The sequence below is a fragment of the Micromonospora sp. WMMA1996 genome (assembly GCF_002573675.1).
Taxonomy (GTDB): domain Bacteria; phylum Actinomycetota; class Actinomycetes; order Mycobacteriales; family Micromonosporaceae; genus Micromonospora; species Micromonospora sediminicola.
Window position 1 is genome coordinate 29,191 of sequence record NZ_PDHU01000007.1, and the last position, 25,635, is coordinate 54,825.

Below are 25,635 nucleotides of genomic sequence, written 5' to 3' on the forward strand. Positions count from 1 at the left end.
CGGATCAGAAGTGCCGGACCAGGTCTCCGAACGCGGCCAGCCGAATCACCCCGGGGTCGGTCGGGTCGAGTTCCTCGTGCTCCAACACCCAGGTGTTCTCGTTCGGGATGAAGACCGCGTTCATCCCGGCGGCCCGGGCGGGCAGGATGTCCGAGCGCGGGGAGTTGCCGATCATCCACGCCGCCGTCGGGTCGAACGCGTGCTCGCGGGCCAGCCACCGGTAGGTGTCCGCGTCCTTCTCCGCCACGATGTGCGCCGCCCGGAAGTGGTGCAGTAGCCCGCAGGCGTCGAGCTTGCGCTGCTGCTCCTCCCGCTCGCCCTTGGTCAGCAGCAGCAGGTCGTGGCGGGTCGCCAGGTCGTCCAGCGTCTCCGCCACGCCCGGCATCAGCTCGATCTGGTGCCCGACCAGCGCCGCCGCGAGCTGCTCGATCTCGGCGCGTTCCGGCCCGGTGGCCGGGCGTTCGCGCAGCTTCTCCAGGCACTCGCCCAGGCTGCGCAGGAACACCTTGCTGCCGTAGCCGTGCGCCACGGCGTTGGCCCGCTCGATGTCGTCGAGCACCGCCCGGATCTGCGTCCGGTCCAGGGTGGGGTGGTCGAGCCAGGTGAGGAAGTCGTCGATCACCCGCTCGAAGAGGACGTTGTTCTCCCAGAGCGTGTCGTCGGCGTCGAAGACCAGCACGGCGGCCTCCCGGCGCGGTCGCGTCACACCACCCTCCCCTCGTGGACCCGCACACCCTACTCCGGCCCACCCCGGGCCACACCCGAGTTGAGCGGGGCCTCGCCCCACCACCGGTCGGGCACGCGGACCGGCCGTTCGGCGGCCGGTCAGGGGCGGCTACCCGACTGCGGAACGCCTGCTCGGGCGGCATGCTTCGGCGATGACGACCGCATCCGCCCCAGCACCACCGTCCCGCACCCGTCGCCGGCGACGCGCGGTCGTCGCCGTGGCGGCCACGATCGCCGCCGTGGGCGGCGCGCTCCCGACGGCCCCGGCCCTCGCCGTCAACGCGCCGCACACCACCGTGGTCGGCGCCGACCCGGTCGACTGGACCCCGCACGCGCTCGACGGCACGGTGAACCGGATCCTGCAGATCGGCAACCGGGTCTACCTCGCCGGCACCTTCACCACGGTCCGCAACGCCGGGCAGTCGGCCCAGCTGGCGATGCCGCGGCTGGTGGCCCTCGACGCGACCACCGGCCGGATCGACACCACGTTCCGGCCGCGGGTCAACGGCGCGGTGCGGGCGCTGGCCGCCGCCCCGGACGGCCGCTCGCTCTACGTCGGTGGCGCGTTCACCACTGTCGGCGGCGTGGCCGCGTCCCGGCTGGCCCGGATCGACGCGGCCACCGGCGCCCGGGTCGCCGGGTTCACCCCGCCGGCCCTCAACAACCAGGTCAACGACGTACGCCTGGTCGGCGGCCGGTTGGTCGTCGGCGGCGCGTTCCAGACCGTCGGCGGGGTGACCCGGCGTGGCCTGGCGGCGGTGGACGCCACCACCGGCGCCGCGGACCCGTCGGTGGACCTGCGCCTGGCCGGGCCCCGGGTGACCAGCTCCGGGGCGACCGCGCCGGTCAAGGTCGAGGCGCTGGACGTCTCCCCCGACGGCCGGAAGCTGGTCCTCGCCGGCAACTTCAGCACCGTGGCGGGCGTGGCGCGGCACCAGCTCGCGGTGGCCGACCTGACCGCCGCCGGGGCCACGCTCTCCGGCTGGTCCACCGACCGCTACCAGCCGCCGTGCGCCAGGACGATGCCCGCCTACCTGCGCGGCGTCGACATCGCGCCGGACGGCAGCTGGTTCGTCGTGGTCACCACCGGCGGGCCGTTCCCCGGCACGCTCTGCGACACCGCGGCCCGGTTCGAGTTCGGCGCCGCCACCGCCGGCAAGCAGCCGACCTGGGCCAACTACACCGGCGGCGACACGCTGCTCTCGGTGGCGGTCACCGGCGCCGCGGTCTACGTGGGCGGGCACCAGCGCTGGCTGGACAACCCCCTGGGCCGCAACTCCGCCGGCGCCGGCGCGGTGTCCCGGCCCGGCATCGGCGCGATCCACCCGACCACCGGCCGGGCGCTGCCGTGGAACCCGACCAAGGCGCGGGGCGTCGGCACCGCCGAGCTGTACGCCACCGACCGGGGCCTGTGGGTGGGCAGCGACACCGAGACGTTCGCCCGCGAGTACCACGCCCGGGTGGCGTTCCTCCCGCTGCCTTAGGCGGTGCGGGGCGCGCCGGAGCCGGCGCGTCCCGCGCTCAGCGGCGCAGCGTGAGGATCAGGTCGGCGACCAACGCCGTCCACCCGGTCTGGTGCCAGGCGCCCAGACCGGCGCCGTTGTCGCCGTGGAAGTACTCCGGGAAGCAGATCAGGTCCCGCCAGTCCGGGTGGGTCTGGAACAGCTGCGCGGCGCCGTAGATCGGCCGCCGGCCCCACCCGTCCCGGGTGAACAGCGAGATCAGCCGGGCCGACAGGTCGTCGGCGATCTCGTCGAGGGTGCGCTTGACCCCGGACCGGGTCGGATACTCCACCTGGAGGTCGTCACCGAAGAACGCGGCGTAGTCGCGCAGCGCGCTGATCAGCAGGAAGTTCGTCGGCATCCAGATCGGGCCGCGCCAGTTGGAGTTGCCGCCGAACAGCCCGCTGGTGGACTCGGCCGGTTCGTAGCCGACGCTGAACTCCTGCCCGCCGAGCGTGACCGTGAACGGCTTGTCCAGGTGGGCGCGGGAGAGCGTGCGCAGGCCGTACTCGGAGAGGAACTCGTCGGTGTCGAGCATCCGGGCCAGCAGCCGCACCACCTGCTCCGGGCCGACCATCGACAGCAGGCGCTGCTGACGGCCGTCCGGGCCGAGCCGGCGGGCGCCGATCACCTCGGCGTACTCGGGGCGGTTGGTGAGGAACCAGCGCAGCCGGGCGCCCAGCTCGGGCAGGCGGCGCATGGTGCGGGCGGTGAGCCGGGTGACCGCCGCCAGCGGCAGCAGCCCGACCACCGAGCGCACCTTCAGCGGCACCTGCGTGCCGTCGGCCAGCCGCAGCACGTCGTAGAAGAACGCGTCCTCGTCGTCCCACAGCCCCTGGTCGTACGCGGCCGCGGCGATGTACGCGAAGTGCTCGAAGAACTTCGTCGCGGTGTCGACGTAGGCCCGGTCGTGCTCGGCCAGCACGATCGCCATGTCGAGCAGGTTGAGCGCGTACATGCCCATCCAGCCGGTGCCGTCGGACTGCTCCAGCACCCCGGCCACCGGCAGCGCGGCCGAGCGGTCGAACGGGCCGACGTTGTCCAGCCCGAGGAAGCCGCCCTCGAAGACGTTGTTGCCGCCGGTGTCCTTCCGGTTGACCCACCAGGTGAAGTTGAGCAGCAGCTTGTGCATCACCCGGGCGAGGAACTCGTGGTCCCGGGAGCCGTCGATCTCGAACACCTTCAGCGCGGCCCAGGCGTGCACCGGCGGGTTCACGTCCCCGAACGCCCATTCGTACGCCGGGATCTGGCCGTTGGGGTGCAGGTACCACTCGCGGAGCAGGAGCAGCAGCTGCTCCTTGGCGAAGGCCGGGTCCACCCGGGCGATGGTGACGCAGTGGAAGGCCAGGTCCCAGGCCGCGTACCAGGGGTACTCCCACGGGTCCGGCATGGAGATCACGTCGAAGCTGTTCATGTGCCACCAGGCGCTGTTGCGCCCGTGCCGGCGGCCGGCCGGCGGCGGTGACGAGCCGGGATCGCCCTCCAGCCACCGCTTGACGTCGAAGTGGTAGAACTGCTTGCCCCACATCAGCCCGGCGATCGCCTGGCGGGCGACCAGGGCCTCGTCGGCGGTGGCGGCGGCCGGGATCACGCTGTCGAAGAACCGGTTCGCCTCGGCCCGCCGGGCCCAGAGCACGGTGTCGAACCCGTCGCCGAGGTCGGCCGGGGCGGGCGGGTCGCCGGCCGGCGGCGGCGCGGTGCGGGTCAGCCGCAGCCGGATCTGCCGCTGCCCGCCGGCCGGCACGTCGAGCACGTAGTGCAGCGCGCCCTTGGTGCCGGTGCGCTCCGGGTTGACGGTGGCGGCGCCGGCCACCACGTGGTCGTTGATGCCGTCCTTCGGGTACGCGGACCGCCCGGCCAGCCCCCACAGCCGCTCGGCGTTGGTCTCGTTGTCGCAGAGCAGCGGGGTCGGGTCGCCGTCGCCCTCGAGCAGCAGCTGGCCGAGCACCCAGTGCTCGCCGACCAGCCGGGAGCCGGAGCCGACCAGCCGCGGGACCCGCTCGCCGCCGGGCAGCCCCCAGGCCCAGGTGTTGCGGAACCAGAGCGTGGGCAGCACGTGCAGGGTGGCGTCCTCGTCAGCGCGGTTCGCGACGGTGACCAGGAGGCACATGTCGGTCGGCGACGCCTTGGCGTAGTCGACGGTGACCGCCCAGTACCGGTCGTCGTCGAAGATGCCGGTGTCCACCAGCTCGTACTCGGTGTCGTCCCGGCCGCGCAGCGCGTTCACCGCGACCAGCTCGTCGTATGGGAAGGCGGCCTGCGGGTAGTGGTAGCGCCACCGCATGAAGGAGTGGGTGGGGGTGGAGTCCTCGTACCACCAGTACTCCTTGACGTCCTCGCCGTGGTTGCCGCCGTCGCCGCCGAGGCCGAACATGCGCTCCTTGAGGATCGGGTCCCGCCCGTTCCACAGCGCCAGCGCGAAGCAGAACGTCTGCCGGTCGTCGCAGACGCCCGCCATGCCGTCCTCGTTCCACCGGTAGGCTCGGGACCGCGCATGATCGTGGGGGAAGTAGTCCCAGGCCGTGCCGTGCTCGCTGTAGTCCTCCCGTACCGTCCCCCACGCCCGCTCGGACAGATAGGGGCCCCATGCGCGCCAGTCCTGCTCCCCGGCGTCGGCCTGGGCGAGCCGGTGCCGCTCGGGGTCGGAGGTCGCGGAGGTCGGGCGGTCGGTGATCACCCGCACATCTTCGACGCCTCCGGGGTACTTCTCCACAGCGGCCATTGTCGCCGTGGCATGTCACACCTCGCTGCCGGTGGAGGAAAGTTGATCGACATCCGCTTCGGCCCGCAGGTCTGTGGTGACCTGTCCGCGTCCGCCGGCCGGGAATGGCTGGTCACGGACGGGCGCGGCGGCTACGCCATGGGCACCGTCGCCGGGCTGCGCACCCGCCGCTACCACGGCCTGCTCGTGGTGGCGGGCGAAACGCCGGCGTCCCGCAAGGTGGGACTGGCCAGCCTCGACCCGGCGGTGACCCTGCCGTCGGGGCGGCAGGTCCGGCTCGGCGCGCACGAGTGGTCCTCCGGGGTGGTCGACCCGCGCGGCTTCGAGCTGCTGGAACGCTTCGACCTGGCCGACGGGTTGCCGCGCTGGCGGTGGCGGATCGGCGAGGTGGTGATCGAGCGGGAGATCGCCATGACGTACGGCCGGTCGTGCGTCGCCGTGGTGCACCGGCTGGTCTCCGGCGGCCCGGTCCGGCTGGACCTGGCCGCGGCCTGCACCTGGCGGGACGCCCACGGCGAGCGGCGGGCCGACGGGCCGGCGCCCCGGCTGGAGCCGGCGGCCGGCGGCGCGGTGGTCGACGGCGCGTTCCGGCTCGCCGGGCCGGACTGGACGCCGGAGGGCCAGTGGTGGCACGGGGTGCGCCACCGCGAGGAGGCGGTCCGCGGCCTGCACCCGGACGAGGACCTCTGGTACGCCGGTCGGTTCTCCGGCGCGCTGGACGAGCCGGGGGCGACGGTGACGGTGCTGGCCTGGGCGGACGACCTGGCCGAGGAGCCTCCGCCGGCCACTGCCGTCGTCGAGGCGGCCCGGCGGCGCCACCGCGCGGTGGTGGCCGCGGCGAAGCCCGACGACGCGGTCGAGGCGACGCTCGCGCTGGCCGCCGACGCGTTCGTGGTGCGCGCCGCCACCGGCCCGGACGTGGTGGCCGGCTACCCCTGGTTCGGGGCCTGGTCGCGGGACACGATGATCTCCTACGAGGGGTTGTTCCTCTGCACCGGCCGCGCCGACGAGGGCCGCGAGCTGCTGCGGGCGTACGCGGGCACGCTGTCGGAGGGCATGCTGGCGAACACCGCCGACACCGGCCGGGTCGAGCACAACACGGTCGACGGCACGTTGTGGTTCCTGCACGCGGTCGCCCGGCACGTGACGGTCACCGGCGACACCGACCTCGGCGACGAGCTGCTGCCCGCGCTGCACGGCGTGGTGGAGGCGCACGTGGCCGGCACCCGCTACGGCATCGGCGTCGACCCGGCCGACGGGCTGCTCACCCAGGGCGGCCCGCCGGACGTGGCGCTGACCTGGATGGACGCCCGGGTGTACGGCGTGCCGGTGACCCCGCGCACCGGCAAGCCGGTCGAGGTCAACGCGCTGTGGGTCAACGGGTTGGCCGGGCTCGCCGAGCTGACCGAGCTGGCGGGTCGGGACGCCGGCGCGCTGTGGGACCTGCACTCCCGGGCCACCACGTCGTTCCGCTCCCGCTTCCCCGCGCCGGCCGGCTGGCTGCACGACGTGGTGGACGCCCCGGCGCCCGCCTACCCGCTGGGCGGCGCGGCGCACCACGACGACGACCTGCTGCGCCCCAACCAGCTGCTCGCCTGGTCCCTGCCGTACGCGCCGCTGGAGCCGGACGAGGCCACGCTGCGCCGCGTCGCCGAGGCGCTGGTCACCCCGCTCGGGCCGCGCAGCCTCGCCCCCGACTCCCCCGGTTTCGTCGGGCGGCACCGGGGCGGTCCGGCCGAGCGGGACTCCGCCTACCACCAGGGCACGGTCTGGCCCTGGCTGACCGGGCCGCTGCTGGACGCGTACCGCCGGGCCGGCCTGCCCACCGACGACCTGCTGGTGGGCCTGGAGGGCCACCTCGCCGAGGTGGGCCTCGGCTCGGTCAGCGAGACCGCCGACGGCGCCGCGCCGCACGCCGCCACCGGTTGCCCGTTCCAGGCGTGGTCGGTGGCGGAGCTGCTGCGCGCGCGGCGCGCCCGCCGGTAACGCGTTACAGACCGGCAACCGGCGCGTCGCCGCTGGTTATCGACCCCTGGGCAGGATGGGTGGCGATCCCACCGGAACCCCGCGGCGACGCCGTGGGGCGGGGACACCACAACTCAAAGGGGGCCGCGTGTCAGCTGACGCCGAAGTGATCGACATCCAGCCCGCCCGGCACCTGCGGGTGCTGCTGCTCTCCTGGGAGTACCCACCCGTGCTCGTCGGTGGGCTCGGCCGCCACGTGCACGCGCTCTCCGTCGCCCTGGCCGCCGCCGGGCACGAGGTCACCGTGGTCACCCGGCACGCTGAGGGCGTCGGGCTGGAGGAGTACGCCGACGGCGTCCGCATCGTCCGCGCGGCCGAGGACCCGGTCCGGTTCCCGCTGGCCACCGACTCCCTGCTGGCCTGGACGATGGCGTTCAACCACACGCTCACCCGGGCCGCCCTGCGCGCCGCCGGCTCCGGCGGCTACGACGTGATCCACGCCCACGACTGGCTGGTCGCGCACACCGCCGTCACCCTGGCCGAGCACCTCGACGTGCCGCTGGTGACCACCATCCACGCGACCGAGGCCGGCCGGCACCAGGGCTGGCTGCCGGCGGAGATGAACCGCACCATCCACGGTGTCGAGCACTGGCTGAGCAACGCCTCGGCCCGGGTGATCGCCTGCTCCGGCTACATGCGGGAGCAGGTGGCCCGGCTGTTCGACGTGCCGTCCGGCCGGATCGACGTGGTCGCCAACGGTGTGGACGACCGGGCCTGGCGGGCCCGTCCGCACGCGGTCGCCTCGGCCCGGGCGCGCTTCGCCGCCGGCGGGCCGCTGATCGGGTACGCCGGCCGCCTGGTCTACGAGAAGGGCGTGCAGCACCTGGTGCACGCCGTGCCGCACCTGGCCGACCGGCACCCGGGGCTGCGGGTGGTGATCGCCGGGGACGGCCCGTACCGGGACGAGCTGGTCGACCAGGTCGACCGGCTGCGCCTGGGCGGCACGGTCCGGTTCGCCGGCTTCCTGGACGCCACCCAGCTTCCGGCGGTGCTCGCCGCCACCGACGCCACGGTGATCCCCAGCCTCTACGAGCCGTTCGGGATGATCGCGCTGGAGGCGGCCGCCGCCGGCGCGCCGCTCGCGGTGGCGCGCACCGGCGGGCTGGCCGAGATCGTCGAACCGGGCGTGACCGGGGTGACCTTCCCGCACGGCGACCCGGACGCGCTGGCCGGCGCGGTCGACCGGCTGCTCGGCGACGAGGTCTTCGCCCGCCGGGTGGCGCGCCGGGCGCGGACCATGGTGACCCGGCGCTACGCCTGGTCGGCCATCGCCGCCCGCACCGCCGGGAGTTACGCCGTCGCCCGCCGGGAGCACCACACGTTCCAGGCCCGCCGGGCCGCCGCGCTGCTGGCCGGGAACCGGTCCGCCATCGCCATTCCGGACGGAAATCTGCTGGCCGGCGCGGCGAGCTAGGGACGCCGCCCCGACGAACGATAGGTACCGTCCGATCCGTTGGCTATTGTGGACCACGACCAGCGGTGAGGAGTGCGGTGCGGGAGGTAGTGATCGCCGGGCGGTACCGCCTGCTCGAGCTGGTCGGCCGCGGCGGGATGGGCCAGGTCTGGCGCGCTCGGGACGAGGAGCTGCACCGCGAGGTGGCGGTGAAGCAGGTGGTGCCGCCGAACTGGCTCGCCGAGCACGAGCGGGACGAGCTGCGCGCGCGCACGCTGCGCGAGGCGCGGACGGCCGCGCGGCTCAGCCACCCCAACGTGGTGCGGGTCTACGACGTGGTCCGGGTCCAGGGCGACCCGTGGCTGATCATGGAGTACGTCCCGTCCCGCTCGCTTCAGGAGATCATCGAGAGCGACGGCCCGCTGCCGCCCCGGCGGGCCGCCGGGATCGGGCTGGCCGTGCTCTCCGCGCTGCGCGCCGCGCACGAGGCCGGGGTGCTGCACCGCGACGTGAAGCCCGCCAACGTGCTGCTGGCCCGCGACGGCCGGGTTCTGCTCACCGACTTCGGGCTGGCCGTGTTCGAGGGCGGCGACGGGGCCATGACCCGTCCCGGGCTGGTCCTGGGCTCCCCGCAGTACGTGGCCCCGGAACGCGCCGCCGAGGGCGCGTCCAGCGTGGAGGCGGACCTGTGGTCGCTGGGCGCCACGCTGCACGCGGCCGTGGAGGGCCGCTCGCCGTACGCCCGCAGCACCGCGATGGCCACGCTGGCCGCGCTGGCCAGCCAGCCCCCGGACCCGGCCCCGCACGCGGGTCCGTTGATGCCGGTGCTGGTCGGGTTGCTGCGCCGCGACCCCCGCAACCGGCTCGGCCACGACGAGACCGCCCGGCTGCTCACCGCCGCCACCGCGCCGGACGCCGACGTGCCGGGCGCCGACGTGCCGGGCGCCGACGTGCAGGGCGCCGACGTGGCGGATCGGCCGGCCGCCGGGCGGTCGGCCGGCTCGGCCGGCGAGGCGCCCGGTCGGTCGGCCGGCGCGGACGTGCCGGCGCGGACCGGGTCCGCCGGCGCAGCCCACCCGCCGGGCCGGACCCACGAGCCGGGCCGGACCCACGAGCGGGGCCGGACCCACGAGCCGGGCCGGACCGACGCGGACGGCTGGGACAGCACCGGCACCGCGGCCGGTCCGCCCGTCGACTATCCCGACCTGATGCCGCCCGCCGCCGCCGCGCGCGCCTGGAGTCGGGCGGCCCTGCGCAGCGAATGGGCGCCGCCCGGCGAGGCGGACGCCACCGAGTCGGCGACCGAACCGGTCGAACCGGCCGGGCCGGTCGAACCGGGCCAGCCCGACGGGTCAGCCCGGACGGGTCGTGGCGGACCGCACCGGGAGACCACCGACCGTCCGAGCGGCAGCCTCGGTCCCACGGTCCTGACCAGCTTCGTGGACCCGGGCAGCCCGACCGGGCCGGAGGGCCCTCAGGCCCGCGCCGACGCCCTCAGCCCGGTGCACACCGGCGGGCAGACGTCGCCGCCACCCGGTCCCGCCCCGGTCACCCACAGCGGCCCGGTGGACACCGGCGTGCTGCGCGGTGGCCGTACGGGAAGCGGCGCGCTCCCCGTACGCCCCGACGACCTCGGCGGGGTGCCCACGCGCGGCGGCGAGGCCGGCCACGGCGGCACGTCCGGCGACCCGATCCTCGGCGGCGGCGTGCCCGGCGGAACCGCTCCCGGTGCTCCCGAGGGCGGACGGACGGACGGCGGCGCGGGCGCGGCGGCGGCCCGACGCTGGGGCCTGGCGGCGGCGGCCGCGGCGCTGGCCGTGGCCGCCGGGGTCGGCACCGCGCTCGCCGTCACCGACGACCACGCGCACCCGCCGGACGACGACCGGCGCGGCGAGGGCTCCGCCCAGCCCTGGGACCGCCCGCCCGGACCACCCGGCGGGCCCGGCGGCGTGCCGGCCCCGCCATTCCCCTGCATCCGGCCCGACGTGGCGGGCACCCCCGTGCAGAAGGGCCCGCCACCGGCCGACCCGGCGATCACCGTGCCCGCCGGCTGGGTCTGGCCGGCCGACACCGGCGGGTTCCACATCGCCCTGCCCGCCGGCTGGCTCCAACTGCGCTCCGGCGACACCACCTGCTTCCAGGACCCGGCCACCCGGCGCATCCTGGGCGTCGAGCCCTACCCGGGCGGGGACCCGGTCGGTCGGCTGCGGTCGTCCGAGCGGGACCTGACGTCCGCCGGCCGGCTACCCCACTACCAGAAGGTGCGGCTGGCCGCCGACGGCGACGGCGCGGAGTGGGAGTGCCGGTGGACCGCGCCGTACGGCGAGCGCATGCACGCGTTACGGGTGCTGCCCGGCGAGGAGGCCGGCTGGACGCTGGGGTGGACCACCTCCGACGCCGACTGGACCGCCGCCGCCGCGCAGTTCGCGCTGATCCGCGAGAGCATCCGGCCGATCCGGCCCACCCGTACCGCGGGGTGACCGGCAGGCGTCTCATCACCGACAGTCGGGGCCGGCGGGCCGGGCCGGGGCGACATACTTCCTGGTGATCCGGCGGGCGTCACCGGGACGCCCCGGCGCCCCTCCCCAGTGGACCGTCCGGATGATGCCCCGCCGTCGCACGGCCTGACTACAGTGGCGTAGTTTTCTCGATCAAGATCTCTGGGGAGGGCGAGCCGAGATGATGGGACCATCCCACGCGCTGTCCGGCGCGGCGGTGTGGCTGACCGGCTCCTGGGCGCTGGACCAGTTCGCCGACTACCACCAGACGCCGCTGGCACTGGCGGTGGGCACCGCGGTCTGCGCGGGCGGGGCGCTCTTTCCCGACCTCGACCTCTCCGGCAAGGTCACCCGCAACCAGGGCGGCGCCACCGTCGCCCGGACGTTCGGCGTGTTCAGCCTCTTCGTCGCCGAGGTGATGGAGAAGATCTCCCTCGGCGTCTACTACGCCACCAAGCTCAGCAAGGACCCGCGCCGCAACAACGGGCACCGCACGCTGACCCACACGATCCCGTTCACCGTGCTGGTCGGATGGGGCACCACCGCGCTCTGCGCCCACTACGGCAAGTGGGCGGTGGTCGGCATCCTGTTCTTCATGATCGGCCTGGCGCTGCGCGGGCTCTTCGACGAGTGGGCGGAACGGGCCGGCTGGGTCGTGGTCACGCTGGTGTCGGCCGCCGCGGCCTGGTTCACGTTCGCCAACCTGCCCGGCGACCGGGGCTATCCGATGATCGGCCTCGCCATGGGGGTGGGCTGCTTCGTGCACATCCTCGGCGACATGATCACCCGGGCCGGCGTGCCGATCCTCTGGCCGATCCCGATCAGACGCCGGATGTGGACCATGATCGGGCTGCCCAACAAGATCGCGTTGCGCACCGGCAGCAAGGCCGAGACGGTCGTGCTGCGGGCCGCGCTGACCGTGCTGGCCGTGCTCGCCGCGGTGGGCCTGGTCGCGCCGTCGGTGCTGCAACGCTTCGACATCCAGGTGTGACCGGGGCCTTCCCGGCGCCGGCCGAGGACGAGGCGGTGCCGGCGTTCTGGCAGCGGCTCGGGCTGCCCGGCCTGGCCGACGTGCACACCCACTTCCTGCCGCCCCGCCTGCTGGCCAAGGTGTGGGCCTACTTCGACGCGGCCGGCCCGCTGGTCGGCACCGAGTGGCCGATCCGCTACCGCTGGGACGACGACACCCGGGTCGCGTACCTCGGGCGGCTCGGCGTGCGGGCGTTCACCGCGCTGGCGTACCCGCACCGGCCCGGCATGGCCGAGTCGCTGAACCGGTGGACGCTGGACTTCGCCGCGCGTACCCCGGGGTGTCTGCCGTCGGCGACGTTCTTCCCCGAGCCGGACGCCGCCCGGTACGTCGCGGACGCCCTCACCGCCGGCGCCCGGGTGTTCAAGGTGCACGTGCAGGTGGGCGGCTTCCGACCCACCGACCCGGCCCTGGACGCGGTGTGGGGCCTGCTCGCGGACGCCGGCGTGCCGGTGGTCGTGCACGCCGGGCACGCACCGGTGGGCACCGCGCACACCGGGCCGGAACCGTTCGCCGCGCTGCTCGCCCGGCACCCCCGGCTGGCCACCGTCGTGGCCCACCTCGGCGCGCCCGACTATGTCGCGTTCCTCGACCTGGCCGACCGGTACGCCGAGGTCCGGCTCGACACCACCATGGCCTTCACCTCGTTCTTCGACCGGTTCGTGCCGTTCCCGCCGGCGCAGCGGCCCCGGCTGCGCGAGCTGGGCCTGGCCGGCAAGGTGCTGCTGGGCAGCGACTTCCCGAACATCCCCTACCCGTACGCCGAGCAGCTCGACGGATTGGCCCGGCTGGACCTGGGCGACGACTGGCTGCGCGCGGTCTGCTGGGGCAACGCGGCCGCGCTGTTCGACCTGGCCTGAGCCGACACCTCACCGGGCGACGGCGCGCCGCGCCCACCCGAGGCGGCTCCGGAGTCGCCCGACGCCACGGGCGGCGAGGGCGTACGCGACCGTCGGCGGAAGGACCGCGAGCGCGGCGAACCCCGCCACGACCGGGATCCGGGCGGCGGGAACGTCCGTGGCGACCGACGCGGCGACGACGTACCCGACGGCCAGGACGATCGCGGCGGCTCCGGCGAGCGCCGACGTCGCGACGACTCCCCGGCACCGGCCGGCCGCCTCCGCGACGGCCACGGCGGGCAGGAAGAGCAGCGGCAGCAGGACCAGGCCGAGCACCGCCGCGATCAGCACCAGCAGCGGACCGGCCAGCGGCCCGCCCGGGTCGGCGTCGGTGACCAGCGCGTACGACAGCAGGCCGAGGTAGCCGGCGACCGTCTCGGCGAGGACCACGAGCCAGGCGGTGGCCATGCCCACCAGATGACGAGCGAACACGACGCTCCCTCCCCGTCGGGTGTCGTCCCCCGCGGACGGTAGCGAATGCGAGGAACCTCGCGTCAGCGGGGCGTCAGCACGCAGAACTCGGTGCCGTCGGGGTCGGCGAGCACCACGTCGTCGGCCGTGTGCCGGCCCGTGCCGACCCGGGTCGCGCCGAGCGCGACCAGGCGGTCGACCTCCGCGTCCCGGTCGCCGCCCGCCGGGACGACGTCGAGGTGCAGCCGGTCCCGTCCGTCGCTCGGCATCAGCGGCGGGCCACTCCAGGTGACCTTCGCGCCGCCGCCCGGCGACTGGATCGCGGTCTCCTCGTCCTGGTCCCAGACCAGGGGCCAGCCCAGCGCCGCGCGCCAGAAGTAGCCGACCGCCCGGGTGCCGTCGCAGTTGACCGCGCCGATCGGCCCGCAGCCGGCGAGGAAGGTGTTGTCCGCCTCGATGACGCAGAACTCGTTGCCCTCGGGGTCGGCGAGCACCACCTGCCCGTCGTCGGGGCCCTGCCCGATGTCGATGTGCCGCCCGCCCAGGGCCAGCGCCCGGGCCACCGTCTCCCGCTGGTCCTGCGGGGATCCGCTGGTCAGGTCGAAGTGCACCCGGTTCTGCGTGGCCTTCGGATGTGGGTTCGGGAGGAAGCGGACGCGGAAGCCGGGGTCGCCGTCGGGCAGGAGCGCGACCCCCTCGCGCGGGTCGTCGACGATCTCCCGACCCAGCACCCCCGACCAGAACCGGGCGAGCCGCAGCGGCTCCGCCGCGTCGACGCTGATCGCGTAGAGGTGACTCGTCATCGCGGTGCCCATCTCCGATCCGCCGTCCGAGTGTCTGTCGACAGGTCGGAAGCGTAGGGCGGAGCGGGGCCGGCCGCAGCCGAATATCGGGCGGGCTACTTCGCCGGCAGGGCCCGGGCGGAGCGGACCCCGCGGTCGACCCAGCGGGCCAGGTCGGCGTCGCGCTCGCACGCGGCGGGGTCGACGGTGACCCAGCCCCGCATCGGCCGCCCGCGCATCACGGTCGCCCCGGCGCCGGGCTCGGCCAGCGCCGCCTCGATGTCGGCCGGATCGACGCGCACCATCAGGCCGCCGGCGCCGCGCACCACCACCGACATGTTGCCGCGCAGCATCATCGCCAGGCCGCCGAACATGCGCCGTTCGGTGACGCCGGGCTCGCGCCCGACCAGCTCCCGCACCCGGTTCGCCAGGTCCTCGTCGTAGGCCACCGTCACATCCTGGCACCGAGGTCCGACACCCACCGTGGGCGCGCTTGTCAAGAAGGGGCCCTTCCTCTACCGCAGGCGTTAAGAAGGGGCCCTTCCTTACCCCTCAGGCGCCGACGCGCTGCTCGGGTATCGACAGCCCGTAGAGCGCCATCAGTTCCGGGCTGTCGATCCGGCTGCCGTCGGCCACCGCGTCGCAGGCGATGTCCACGATCTGGTCCTTGTGCGCCAGCAGGTAGGGCCGGGCGCCGACGTCGGCGCTGGCCAGCGTGGCGATGCCGGACCAGTGTCGGCGGCCGAAGAGCATCGGGTAGCCGCGCAGGCCGTCGTAGGTCGCGCAGACCAGCACGTCCGGGTACGGCAAGGCGGTCACCCGGCGGACCGCCGTCGCGGTGAGCCCGGGCATGTCCACCGGCACCACGACGACCGCCTCGATGCCGTCGTCGGTCAACGCGGCCAGCCCGGCCCGGATCGAGGAGCCCACGCCGGTCCCCCACGCCCGGTTGACCACCACGGTGGCGCCGGTGAGGTCGGTGGTCTGCCGCACCTGCTCGGCCGCCGCGCCCAGCACGACAACGACGTCCGCGCAGCCCGCCTCGGTCATCGTGTCGATCATCTGGCTCACCAGCGGCTTCTCACCCTGGTGCAGCAACGCCTCGGGGCCGCCGATGCGGCGGCCGCCACCAGCGGCGATGATCATTGCAGCGATCCGGTTCAGCGGTGCCCCCTCGACCAGGGGGACGGACCGGGCACAGCCGCGCCCGGTCCGTCCCGTCGTACGCACACCGGACCCAACGAGCACGATCAGGGCCGGGTAGCGGGGCAAATCGGAAAATTGTGGGACTATGCCGCGTCGGCGTAGCAGTCCACCGTGGACAGGTCGAGCGGGAAGCGGACCGGGGTGTCGCCGAACAACAGCCGGGTGGCCCGCTCGCCGGCCGCGGTCACCGCCTCGGCGACGGCGGCGGCCTGACCGTCCGGACAGTGCACCACCACCTCGTCGTGCTGGAAGAAGACCAGCTCGGCAGCGGTGCCGGCAAGCTCGGTGCGCAGCGTGGCCAGCAGCGTCGAGGCCCACTCGGCGGCGGTGGCCTGGATGACGAAGTTGCGGGTGAAGCGCCCCCGCGACCGGGCCGCCCGGGCCGACGGGCTGTGTGGATCCGCCTCGCCGTCCGGCGTCGGGTCGTCCCCGTCGGCGAAACCGACCGAACCGGGCGGGCAGGTGCGGCCCAGCCACGACCGGACCAGCCCGCCGGCCTCGCCGGTGCGGGCGGCCGCCTCGACGTAGCCGAACGCGGTCGGGTAGTTCTTCCGCAACACCGCCAGCGCCGGCACCGCCGCGCCGCCGGTCTGCCCGTACATCGCGCCGAGCAGCGCCACCTTGGCCCGGGGCCGGTCACCGCCGAAGGCGTCCCGGGCCAGCGCCGCGTAGAGGTCGCCGGCACCGCCCGCGGCGGCCAGCCGCTCGTCACCGGAGACCGCGGCGAGCACCCGCGGTTCGAGCTGGCCCGCGTCGGCCACCACGAACGTCCAACCCGGGTCGGCCACCACGGCCCGGCGGATCACCTTCGGGATCTGCAACGCCCCGCCGCCCCGGGTGGCCCACCGGCCGGACACCACGCCGCCCGGCACGTACTCCGGGTGGAACCGGCCGCCGGACACCCAGGCGTCGCGCCAGGCCCAGCCGTGCGCCGTCCAGATCCGGTAGAGCTCCTTGTACTCGAGGACCAGCGGCACCGCCGGGTGCTCCACCCCCCGCAGCACCCAGGCCCGCGTGTTGGGCAGTTCCACACCCGCCCGGGCGAACGCCCGCAACAGCTCCGCCGGCGAGTCGGCGTGCAACCGGCGTACGCCGAACGCGGCGGCGATCCGCGCCTGCAGCTCGGCCAGCCGGCGAGGTGGCCCACCCACCGGGGACGCCTCGCCGAGCAGCTCCGCCAGGATCGCGTCGTGCACGTCGACCCGCCAGGGCAGCCCGGCCGCGCCCATCTCGGCGGCGACCAGCGCACCGGCCGACTCGGCGGCCACCAGGAGCCGGAACCGGCCGGGATGGGCGGTCGCGGCGATCCGGGCGAGCTGGTCGGCGTACACCCGGGTCAGGGCCGGGACGCCCGGGCCCGCGGGGCCGGACGGCGGCTCGAAGAGCGCGGCCTGGCCGTGCCCGGGCGGCTCGGGCGGGCGCGGCGCCGGATCCGGCGGGACCGGCGCGCCGGTCAGCCGGGCCCAGGCGGCGGGCAGCGCCCGGGGCTCGCCCCAGCGGCCGGCGTGCCCGAGCAGCAGCGCCTCGGTCAGCTCCACGTCGTGGCAGCGGTCGAGCCGGACGCCGGCACGCAGCAACCCCGGGTAGACGCCGCCGCCGGTGGCCCACACCCAGCGGGGCCGGTCGGCGGCCTCGCGGGCGGCCACCGCGCCGGCCAGGTCGACGACCTCCTCGGCCGGGCCGACCGGGCGACCGGCGGCGTCGAGGGGTTGCAGCACGCCGCCGCCCCGCTCGTCCGCCACCACCGCCACCAGCACGACGGTGATTCTGCCTCGCCCCACCGACACGCTGTGCGGGAAAGGAAGGGCCCCCTTTTAACGCCTCCGGTAGAGGAAGGGCCCCTTCTTAACAACGGCGGTTAAGAAGGGGCCCTTCCTTCCCGCGGCGGGAGGGGGCGGGCGGGTGCTACTTGCTGACGCCGGCGGTGAGACCGGACTGCACCTGGCGCTGGAAGACGATGTACACGATCAGCACCGGCAGCATCGCCATCGTGACGCCGGCGAACAAGCCGGACCAGTCGGACTTGTAGCCCTGGTTGACCGACAGCTCGATCAGACCCTGCGCGATGACCTGGTGCTTCGGCTCACCGGCGACCGACTGCATCAGCAGCGTCGGCAGGTACCACTGGTTCCACTGGCCGAGCACGTTGAAGATGCCGATGCTGATCAGGCCGGGCTTGGCCATCGGCAGCATCACGCTGAAGAACGTACGGGTGTGCGACGCCCCGTCGACCTGGGCCGCCTCGGCGATCGAGTCGGGCAGCGTCCGGAAGAACGAGTGCATGAAGAAGATCGTGAACGACAGCGACCAGGCCACGTAGACGAGGATCAGCATGAGGTGCTTGTTCGGGCCGAGCAGCGGGAGGCTGACCCCGGTGTTGTAGACGCCCTTGAACAGCGGCACCGCGGCCAGGTAGATCGGCAGCGTCAACCCGGACAGGAACATCCAGTAGATCAGCCGGTTGCCGCGGAACTCGTAGCGCGCCAGGGCGTACGCGGCCATGGATCCGAGCAGCATCGTCAGGGACACGCTGAAGACGAGCACGAGCAGCGTGTTGAGGAAGAAGCTGTCGATCCCGGCCGTCCAGGCCCGGGCGAAGTTGTCCCACTGCAACGCGTCGGGGATCAGCGACAGCGGCTCGCGGATCACCTCCGAGTCCGTCTTGAGCGCCGACATCACCACCCACAGCAGCGGGTAGACCACCATGATCGCCCAGACCGCGAGGAACAGGTGGGAGAAGCCGTTGAAGAACCGGCCGCCGAGGCCGTTGCCGGCGCCCTTGGCCCGCCGGCCCGTCGGCGGGCCGGACGGCGGCTCCGTGTCGGGTCGGGTCCGGCCGGAGGAGTGTGTCACCGTGCTCATCGTCCAAACCTCCTCAGAACTCGATCCGCTCACGGCGGGTGATCCGCAACTGGAGCGCGGCCAGCAGGATGGTGAAGATGGCCAGCGCGACGGCGATGGCGCAGGCGTAGCCGAACTGGCCCTTCTGGAACGCGTTGAACTGGATCACCGAGGCGAAGATCTCGCTGGCGTGGTTCGGGCCGCCCTGGCTCGGTGTCATGACGAAGACCAGCGCGTACATGTCCAGCGCGATGAAGCCGAGGTAGACCCAGGCGACCGAGATGCTGTCCCGCAGCAGCGGCAGGGTCACCCGGAAGAAGGTGTGGAACCGACCCGCGCCGTCGAGGATCGCCGCCTCGTAGATGTCCTTCGGGATCGACTGCATGGCGGCGGAGAACAGCACCATGTAGAAGCCGGCGCCGCTCCACACCGCGATGAGCAGCAACCACCAGAGCACCGCGGGTACGCCGAGGAACGGCTCCGGGTCGGCGGTGAACGCGATCGGGTTGTCCGCGTCCACCAGTCCGATCTTGATCAGCAGGCCGTTGATCAGACCCTGCCCGTCGGTCCGGTAGATCTGCTGCCACATCACCGCGATGACGACCAGCGACAGCACCTGCGGGAAGAAGAAGATCACCTTGTAGATCCCGGAGCCGAACACCCCGCGGATGCCGGCCCTGTCCTCGCGTCCGCCCACGTTGAGCAGGAACGCGAGGAACAGGGCCAGCGCGATCGTGAACAGCGGCACGGTGACCAGGAAGAACACGTTGTGCCAGAACGCCTTCCGGATCAGCTCGTCGGAGAACAGTCGGACGTAGTTGTCCAGCCCGACGAAGTTCTGGGAATCCGAGTACCCGCCCCAGTCGGTCAGCGAGTAGCCCGCCGCCTGGGCGAACGGCCACACCACGTAGAACAGGTACAGCGCGACGGGCAGGGCCAGGAAGCCCGTGACGAAACGCGCGACTCCGTGCCGCATTGGACTCACTTCCTCGACGATGTCAGGCGGTGCGGGTCTGCTTCTTGATCGACGAGTCCTTGGCGACCTTGTCCGCGGCCACCTGCATCTTGTCGACGAACTGCTGCGCGGTGAGCCGGCCGGCCATCAGCTCCTCGGAGAGGTTCTGGCTCTCCTTGTCCAGGTCGGCGTAGAAGTCCGGGAACTTCACCGAGATCAGCTCTCCGCTGCCACCCTTGACCAGGTTGTTCGCGCTGGCCAGCGCGCTGTCCTGGACGTTGTCACCGGAGCCCTTGGTGGAGGCCAGCGACTTGGTCAGCTCGGCGAACTTCGCCGAACCGGCCTTGGACAGGATGGCCCGCAGGAACTCCTTCGCGGCCTCCTTGTTCGGCGCCTTGCTGGGCACCACGAAGCCCTCGCCGGAGGAGGCGAAGACGTCCTTGGCGGCCTTGTCGCCCGGCTTGCTCCAGTAGTCGGAGATGGTCAGCTCGAAGCCCGGCGGGATGGTCGCCGACATCTCGTTCTTCAGCCAGGTGCCGACCTGGATGAACGCCGCCTTGCCGTCCAGCCACGCCTGCTGCGACTGGGTGTGGTCCAGCTTGCCCGGCAGGAGCAGCTTGTCCTTGACCAGCTTCTCCCACGGCTCCAGCGCGGCGACGATGCCGTCGGCCTTCCAGGCGCCGTCCTTCAGGTTGTCGATGTCGACCACGGCCTGCTTGCCGACGGCCTTCCAGATGCTCGCGAACAGCGCCCAGCGGGGGTAGTAGCCGTGTGCGGCGTCGTGCACGTACGGCGCCATGCCCTTGGCCTTGATCTTCGGCGCCAGGGCGAAGAACTCGTCCCAGGTGGTCGGGGCGGTCCAGCCCTCCTTCTTGAAGAGCGCGGCGTTGTACCAGTTGCCCCAGACCGTGTAGGCCACGTTCACCACGTAGAACTTGCCGTTCTGGGTGCCGTCGGCGACGGTGCCCGGCAGCAGCGAGTCGGCCACCGTCCCCTCGCCGTCCCAGGCCGGCGCGGTGAGCAGGTCGTCGAGCGGCTCGATGGCGCCCTCGTTGATCAGCGTGCTGCGGTCCATCATGTCGGCGCCCGAGTTCATCACCAGGTCGCTCGGCTGGGTCGCCATCTTCGGCTGCTCTTCGGTCTTGATCTTCTGAGTGGAAGACATGTTGACCGTGACGTTCGCGTGCTTGGCGTTGAAGATGACCTTGTCTTCCTTGGCCCACTGGTCACCCAGGCCACCGTTGAAGACGACCACCTTGACGGCGCTGCCGTCCTTGACGCCGAACGGGTTGTCCTTGCTCTTGGCCGCGCCGCCGCCGTCGGACTTGCTCGGCTCGCTGCCGGCGCAGGCGCTGAGCAGACCGGCGGCCGGGACCGCGATCAGGCCGGCCGCGGCGGCGCGCTGCAACAGGGTCCGACGGCTGAGGTCGCCGGACTTCTCGGGGGTAACCGACATCTTGTCTCTCCTTGTGGTGTCGGGTCAGGCGGTCCGCCGGAGGCGCCCGGCGTACCGCGACTCGAGGGCGAGGTTGTGCTCGTCCCCACCGGGGACGTTGGCGGAGAGGTAGACAGGGGGTACCTCTCCGGCCTGGTGGAACCGTCGTACGACCTCGGCGGTCAGCAGCTGCGCCAACAGCGCCGCGGTGACCGACGAGACCGCACAGACCGCGCCGCCGCCCTCGAGCGGCAGCAGTGCGTCGCCGTACGGCGCGCCGTTGTCCAGCACGACGTCGGCGAGGTCGGCGAGCCGTTGCCCGGACGGGTGCCGAGGGGCGACCCGGGCGGTGTGCTCGACCGAGGTGACCGCGATCAACGGATGACCGCCCCGCTTGACCAGCGTCGCCAGCTCCACCACGGAGCCGTTGATGCCGGACTGCGAGGCGACCACGAACACGTCCTCCGGCTGCGGCGCCGCCAAGGCGTAGAGCTGGTGCGCCACCGCCGGGTCGCGTTCCAGCTTGGGGTCGGCGAGCACGTCGCGGGGCGCGTCGCCGTGCAGCACGAGATCGTGCAGGGAGAGTCGGTTGGTGGGGACCAGACCACCGGCGCGGGCCACCAGTTCGGCGGCGAACGCCTCCGAGTGGCCGGCGCCGAACGCCTGGAGGACGCCGCCGGCGCGCAGGCCGCCGGCGATCAGGTCGGCCGCCCGGTCCACCACGGCGGCCTGGCTGTCGACCAGCCGGTCGAGCACCGGGCGGACGGCGTCCGCGTACCGCTGGGCACTGATCATGTGTGGGACCCCTTCGCGGCCTTGTGCCCGTCGACGGCCTGGGCGGTACGCCGGAAGGCCGCGTGGGCGCGGTCGTGGGTGCGCTGCGCCACCGCGATGTAGAGCAGGTCGAGCACGACGAGCTGAGGGTGCCGGGCGGAGAGCGCGTCCGGCCGGAACGTGGTCGCCTGGCTGGCGGTGACCAGCACGATGTCGGCCAGCTCGGCCAGCGGCGAGCGGGGGAAGCCGGTCAGCGCGACGGTGGTCGCCCCGCGGCTGCCCGCCTCGGCGAGCAGCTCGATGGTCTCGCGGGTCTGACCGGTGTGCGAGATGCCGAGCGCGACGTCCCCGGCGCCCAGCAGCGCGGCGCTGGCCAGCCCCTCGTGCACGTCGCTCCAGGCCCAGGCGGCGACGCCGATGCGGTGCAGGCTGAACTGCATCTCCTCGCCGACCAGCGCGCTGCCGCTGGCACCGAAGATGTTCACCCGGCTGGCCCCGGCGATGGCCACCGCCGCCCGCTCCACCTCGTGCAGGTCGAGCAGCGCCGCGGTGTCGTGCATGGCCCGAGTGTCGGCGGCCATGATCTGGTCGAGCACCCGGGACAGCGGGTCGCCGGGCTGGATCTCACGACCGATGTCGACGGTCCAGCCGGCGGACCGGGCCCGGCCGGTCTCGGCGGCGATGCCGAGTCGCAGGTCGGCGTAGCCCTCGAAGCCCATCGCCCGGCAGAACCGGGTGATGGTCGCCGGTGACGTGCCGCTGCGCTCGGCCAGCTCGACGATGGTGGCCCGGGCCGCCGCCTCCGGGTCGCTAAGCACGTGCTCGGCGACCCGACGCAACGCCCCCGTCAGCTCCCCCGCGCCGGCCCGGACCCTGGCCAGCACCCCGTCCGAGGAGACGGTCACCGCACCCCGCCGGTCGACCGCGTCGGCGTCGACCACCGCGGTCCCCGCGGGGGTGTCCACCTCGTGATCAACCATCGGACGCCTTTCGGAAAGAGTGTTAACTGTTAGTGGTAAAAGTTCTTACTGAAGGCCCCTCCGTGTCAAGAGCGTGGGCGAAGTTTTCAAACTGTTACCTGACGCACAGCCGCGATCTTGCGTCCGGGAACGCGGCCGACCAGCATGGGAGCCATGTCGGACACCGTCGTGGTCGGCCTCGACGTCGGAGGCACGTCCACCCGCGCCACCGCGCTGAGCCTCGACGGCGTACGCCTGGGCGACGGCCGCGCCGGCGGCGGCAACCCGACCAGTCACGGCGCCGAGCGGGCCGCCGCCGAACTGCTCGCCGCCCTCCGCGCGGCGCTCGCCGAGGTCGACCCGACCCGGGTACGCGCCGGCGTGATCGGCCTCGCCGGCGCCGGCCGCCTCCTCGCCGACCCGCACGGCCGGGACGCCTTCGACCGGGCCTGGGCCGAGGCGGGGCTCGCCTGCCCGTACACCGTGCACGGTGACGCCCTGGTCGCCTACGCCTCCGGGACCGCCGCGCCTGAGGGCACCGTGCTCATCGCCGGCACCGGCGCGATCGCCGCCCAGGTGCGTGACCTGCGCCTGGACCGAACCGCCGACGGCCACGGCTGGCTGCTCGGCGACGCCGGCTCCGGGTTCTGGCTGGGCCGCGAGGCGGTCCGCCGACTCCTGACCGACCTGGACCGGGCCGACGCCCCGGGAGTGCTCGCCCGCCGCGTGCTCACGGAGCTGACCGGCACGACCGAGGTGGCCGCCCGACCCCGGGCGACCGCCGATGCGGTCGTACAGGCGGTGACCCGACGGCCTCCGGTGGACCTGGCCCGCCTCGCACCGCTGGTCGTCACGGCGGCCCGGGAGGGCGAGCCGACCGCCGCCGCCCTGATCGGCGAGGCCGCCGCGCTGCTGGCCGAGAGTGTCTCCCGGATCCGCCCGGCCGACGCGACCGATCCGGTGGTGCTCGGCGGCGGCCTGCTCACCGGCGACACGCCGTTGGCCGCCGCCGTCCGGTACGAGCTGACCGTCCGCTGGCCGGACGCCCCGCTGCACAGCGCCGGGGACGGCGCCGCCGCCGCGGCCTGGCTCGCCGCCCGGGACCTGCCCGAGGTGGCCGACCCGGCCGCGCTGCACGCCCGCCTCGTCCCGCCACCGGCCTGACCCCGCGCCCCGCGCCCCGCGCCCCGCGCCCCGCGCCCCGCGCCCCGCGCCCCGCGCCCCGCGCCCCGCGCCCCGCGCCCCGCGCCCCGCGCCCCGCGCCCCGCGCCCCGCGCCCCGCGCCCCGCGCCCCGCGCCCCGCGCCCCGCGCCCCGCGCCCCGCGCCGACGGACGATAAGCCCCCGCACACCCTGTCGAGCTGATAACACCAACGACTCACCCTCACCCACAGCCGCTGAGTCGTTGGTGTTATCAGCTCGACAGGCGACGGAGAGACCACGTCCCGTCCGCGACCGAGAAGCCGATGACGTGAACGACCCACACTCGCCGGGCACGCAGCGCCACCGGCTCGGAGGAGCCGTAAGCGCCACACCGGCCCGCCCACACCCCCGACGTTCCACCCACCGCGCCGCCGGCAGAGCCCGGCCACTGCGGGACGGAACGTCCGCCGCGCACCGCAGCGGCGGGACAGCGGGTCAGGGCAGTGCGGTCAGCGTGGCGGCGAGACGGGTCCAGACCCGGGTACGCCAGCCACCGTCGAGCAGGGTGAACGTCCGCCGCTGCAGCGGGTCGTCCGGGTCGAAACCGGCGTGCTCCAGGAACAGCCGGGTGCCCCTGCCCTCGGGGACCAACGTCCAGGTGACCACCGTGTCGAGCGAGCCACCACGCCACGCCCACCGCAGCCGCCGTGGCTCGTCGAGTTCCAGCACCTCGCAGTGGACCACCCCGTCGAACCGCTGACCGGGGCGCGCGACCGTGCGGAAGGTGAAGTGGTGCCCCAGCGCCGGCCGGAAGTCGTTCGGCATGAGCCACCGCTCGAGGAGATCGGAATCGGTCAGGGCGCGCCACACCTTGGCCGGCGGGTGAGGCAGGAACTGGTCCACCGCGATACGTGCCGGCTCACTCATCGGGCAGCTCGTCCAGCACCTCGCGCAGCCCGGCCAGGCGGGAGCGCCAGAACCGCTCGTACGGGGTGAGCCAGTCGGCCAGCTCGCGCAGCGGCTCGGGGCGCAACGCGTAGAACCGCTGCCGCCCGACCGGCTGCTCGGTCACCAGCCCGGCGTCCTTGAGTACCCGCAGGTGCTCGGACAGGCTGGGTCGGCGCATGTCGAACCGGTCGGCGAGCCGCTGCACCGGCTGCTCCCCCTCCTCGCGGAGCAGCCGCAAAAGCTCGCGCCGGGTGGGGTTGGCCAGGGCCGCGAAGACGTCCGACTCAGACACGGGTCTCCTGCAAGGCGATGCCGTTGCCGTCCGGGTCGGCGAAGGTGACGTACCGACCCCAGGGTGCGACCTGGATCCCGTCCTCGGCGAACACGACTCCCCGCTCGCGCAGCCGGACGACGTCGGCGTCGAGGTCGTCGCTCTCCAGCACCAACCCTCGTAGCGAGCCGGCGGGCATGCTCTCGAACCAGGTGACCAGCGTCAGCGTGGTCGCGGCTCCCTTCGGGGCCACCTGCACCCAGCGGCCGCCGGGTCCCATCGGGTTGTCCCGCACCAGGTCCAGACCGAGCACGTCGACGTAGAAGTCGCGGGCCCGGTCCTGGTCGCTGACGGGTACGGAGACGATCTGCACGTGGTTGACGGACATGCCCACCAGCATAGGTAGGAAATTTCCTACCGGTCAAGCGGAGGAGAGGCCGGCCGCCACGACGGGCGACCGGCCTGCGTACCTGCTCAAGCGCTCGGGTACCCCTGCGGGCCCGGAGCGTGCGGCGCGGTCGGGTACCCCTGCGGGCCCGGAGCGTGCGGCGCGGTCGGGTACCCCTGCGGGCCCGGAGCGTGTGGCGCGGTCGGGTACCCCTGCTGGCCCGGACCGTGCGGCGCCACCGGCTGGCCGTGCGGCGCCGCCGCATGCCCCTGACCGGCCACGCCGTAGCCGGCGCCCGCCTGACCCGGAGCCGGGTAGCCCGGAGCCGGGTAGCCGGGAGCCGTCTGGCCGGGCGCGGACGGGGCGAACATCCCGGGCTGCGGCGTGCCGGCGAACTGGTGCGCCGCGGCCTGCTCGCGGGCCTCCTTGCGGGCCTTCACCGCCCGCACGGCCAGCAGGATCGGCAGGACGAAGACGTAGAAGAAGATCTGGTAGCGGCCGCCCTCGAAGAGGAAGAACAGATAGAAGCCGTAGGCGAACATGGCGAGCCCGACGACCACGTTGAGGATCCGGGAGCCGGTCCCCTGCTCCTTGACGGCGATGCCGAGGGCGACCATGGCGATGCCGCCGAGCAGCAACAGCAGTGTGTAGATGAGGAAGAACATGGAATTCCTGTCGATGAGGTGAGCGTGCCGGCTCACCCTAGGGGAGCACGGTCATCCGCACTG

Annotated in this window: 23 protein-coding genes; 7 read left to right on the top strand and 16 right to left on the bottom strand. The window is 73.9% G+C overall.

The annotated features are described in order from the left end of the window. Positions 1-4: 4 nt before the first annotated feature. Positions 5-679 (bottom strand): HAD family hydrolase, encoded by a 675-nt coding sequence (locus COO58_RS27995; RefSeq protein WP_176559005.1) that lies wholly within the window; start codon positions 677-679, stop codon positions 5-7. Between the two features lie 199 nt (positions 680-878). Here COO58_RS27995 and COO58_RS28000 point away from each other — a divergent pair, with 199 nt between their 5' ends. Then, a complete protein-coding gene (locus tag COO58_RS28000) occupies positions 879-2,210 on the top strand; it encodes a hypothetical protein (RefSeq protein WP_255292798.1) in 1,332 nt (443 codons plus the stop codon). A 37-nt stretch (positions 2,211-2,247) separates the two neighbouring features. Here the strand turns inward: COO58_RS28000 and COO58_RS28005 are convergent, their stop codons facing one another. Continuing rightward, on the bottom strand, positions 2,248-4,950 hold the full coding sequence (locus COO58_RS28005; RefSeq protein WP_098747929.1) for a glucosidase: 2,703 nt from the start codon (positions 4,948-4,950) through the stop codon (positions 2,248-2,250). 42 nt (positions 4,951-4,992) lie between these two features. On the opposite strand from COO58_RS28005, the gene COO58_RS28010 reads away from it, so the two are divergent. The 5 genes from COO58_RS28010 to COO58_RS28030 all read left to right on the top strand — a co-directional run bounded on the left by COO58_RS28010 (position 4,993) and on the right by COO58_RS28030 (position 12,756). Beyond that, the gene (locus COO58_RS28010) at positions 4,993-6,936 is read left to right on the top strand and encodes an amylo-alpha-1,6-glucosidase (RefSeq protein ID WP_098747931.1); all 1,944 of its coding nucleotides are present in this window, start codon (positions 4,993-4,995) and stop codon (positions 6,934-6,936) included. 127 nt (positions 6,937-7,063) lie between these two features. Next, a complete protein-coding gene (locus COO58_RS28015; RefSeq protein ID WP_176558998.1) occupies positions 7,064-8,389 on the top strand; it encodes a glycosyltransferase family 4 protein in 1,326 nt (441 codons plus the stop codon). Between the two features lie 77 nt (positions 8,390-8,466). Next, positions 8,467-10,848: a serine/threonine-protein kinase gene (locus COO58_RS28020; RefSeq protein ID WP_098747934.1), complete on the top strand. Its 2,382-nt coding sequence runs from the start codon at positions 8,467-8,469 to the stop codon at positions 10,846-10,848. A 199-nt stretch (positions 10,849-11,047) separates the two neighbouring features. Beyond that, on the top strand, positions 11,048-11,857 hold the full coding sequence (locus COO58_RS28025; protein ID WP_091573510.1) for a metal-dependent hydrolase: 810 nt from the start codon (positions 11,048-11,050) through the stop codon (positions 11,855-11,857). Then, positions 11,854-12,756 (top strand): amidohydrolase family protein, encoded by a 903-nt coding sequence (locus COO58_RS28030; protein ID WP_098747936.1) that lies wholly within the window; start codon positions 11,854-11,856, stop codon positions 12,754-12,756. Before COO58_RS28025 ends, COO58_RS28030 begins: the two co-directional genes overlap by 4 nt. Before the next feature lie 9 nt (positions 12,757-12,765). Here the strand turns inward: COO58_RS28030 and COO58_RS28035 are convergent, their stop codons facing one another. The 10 genes from COO58_RS28035 to COO58_RS28080 form a co-directional block, all read right to left on the bottom strand. After that, a complete protein-coding gene (locus COO58_RS28035; protein WP_255292799.1) occupies positions 12,766-13,227 on the bottom strand; it encodes a hypothetical protein in 462 nt (153 codons plus the stop codon). A 62-nt stretch (positions 13,228-13,289) separates the two neighbouring features. After that, positions 13,290-14,009, bottom strand: coding sequence for a VOC family protein (locus tag COO58_RS28040; protein WP_091577270.1), 720 nt, complete (start codon positions 14,007-14,009; stop codon positions 13,290-13,292). Positions 14,010-14,104: 95 nt separating this feature from the next. Continuing rightward, positions 14,105-14,437 carry a TfoX/Sxy family protein gene (locus COO58_RS28045; protein WP_098747995.1) on the bottom strand — a complete coding sequence of 111 codons (333 nt, stop codon included), beginning with the start codon at positions 14,435-14,437 and terminating at the stop codon, positions 14,105-14,107. 103 nt (positions 14,438-14,540) lie between these two features. Further along, positions 14,541-15,134 carry an NTP transferase domain-containing protein gene (locus COO58_RS28050; RefSeq protein WP_091573508.1) on the bottom strand — a complete coding sequence of 198 codons (594 nt, stop codon included), beginning with the start codon at positions 15,132-15,134 and terminating at the stop codon, positions 14,541-14,543. Between the two features lie 143 nt (positions 15,135-15,277). Further along, positions 15,278-16,981: a bifunctional 3'-5' exonuclease/DNA polymerase gene (locus tag COO58_RS28055; protein WP_176558999.1), complete on the bottom strand. Its 1,704-nt coding sequence runs from the start codon at positions 16,979-16,981 to the stop codon at positions 15,278-15,280. Positions 16,982-17,099: 118 nt separating this feature from the next. Continuing rightward, positions 17,100-18,056: a carbohydrate ABC transporter permease gene (locus tag COO58_RS28060; protein WP_091573507.1), complete on the bottom strand. Its 957-nt coding sequence runs from the start codon at positions 18,054-18,056 to the stop codon at positions 17,100-17,102. A 13-nt stretch (positions 18,057-18,069) separates the two neighbouring features. After that, positions 18,070-19,011 carry a carbohydrate ABC transporter permease gene (locus COO58_RS28065; RefSeq protein WP_091573506.1) on the bottom strand — a complete coding sequence of 314 codons (942 nt, stop codon included), beginning with the start codon at positions 19,009-19,011 and terminating at the stop codon, positions 18,070-18,072. A 22-nt stretch (positions 19,012-19,033) separates the two neighbouring features. Next, complete coding sequence (gene ngcE, locus COO58_RS28070) at positions 19,034-20,446, bottom strand: N-acetylglucosamine/diacetylchitobiose ABC transporter substrate-binding protein (RefSeq protein WP_091573505.1); 1,413 nt, start codon at positions 20,444-20,446, stop codon at positions 19,034-19,036. Positions 20,447-20,470: 24 nt separating this feature from the next. Then, positions 20,471-21,220, bottom strand: a complete 750-nt coding sequence (locus COO58_RS28075) for a sugar isomerase domain-containing protein (protein ID WP_098747937.1) — start codon at positions 21,218-21,220, stop codon at positions 20,471-20,473. Further along, complete coding sequence (locus COO58_RS28080) at positions 21,217-22,179, bottom strand: MurR/RpiR family transcriptional regulator (protein WP_098747939.1); 963 nt, start codon at positions 22,177-22,179, stop codon at positions 21,217-21,219. Before COO58_RS28080 ends, COO58_RS28075 begins: the two co-directional genes overlap by 4 nt. 153 nt (positions 22,180-22,332) lie before the next feature. Between COO58_RS28080 and COO58_RS28085 the strand changes: the two genes are divergently transcribed. Beyond that, positions 22,333-23,322: an N-acetylglucosamine kinase gene (locus COO58_RS28085; RefSeq protein ID WP_098747940.1), complete on the top strand. Its 990-nt coding sequence runs from the start codon at positions 22,333-22,335 to the stop codon at positions 23,320-23,322. Between the two features lie 473 nt (positions 23,323-23,795). On the opposite strand, the gene COO58_RS28095 is transcribed toward COO58_RS28085, so the two are convergent. The 4 genes from COO58_RS28095 to COO58_RS28110 all read right to left on the bottom strand — a co-directional run bounded on the left by COO58_RS28095 (position 23,796) and on the right by COO58_RS28110 (position 25,572). After that, positions 23,796-24,227 (bottom strand): SRPBCC domain-containing protein, encoded by a 432-nt coding sequence (locus COO58_RS28095; RefSeq protein ID WP_098747942.1) that lies wholly within the window; start codon positions 24,225-24,227, stop codon positions 23,796-23,798. Next, entirely contained in the window at positions 24,220-24,540 is a 321-nt protein-coding gene (locus tag COO58_RS28100) for a helix-turn-helix transcriptional regulator (RefSeq protein ID WP_098747944.1), read from the bottom strand. The genes COO58_RS28095 and COO58_RS28100 overlap by 8 nt, the downstream gene beginning before the upstream one ends. Next, the gene (locus COO58_RS28105; protein WP_176559000.1) at positions 24,533-24,907 is read right to left on the bottom strand and encodes a VOC family protein; all 375 of its coding nucleotides are present in this window, start codon (positions 24,905-24,907) and stop codon (positions 24,533-24,535) included. Before COO58_RS28105 ends, COO58_RS28100 begins: the two co-directional genes overlap by 8 nt. Before the next feature lie 86 nt (positions 24,908-24,993). Further along, complete coding sequence (locus COO58_RS28110) at positions 24,994-25,572, bottom strand: hypothetical protein (protein WP_098747946.1); 579 nt, start codon at positions 25,570-25,572, stop codon at positions 24,994-24,996. Positions 25,573-25,635: the final 63 nt, after the last annotated feature.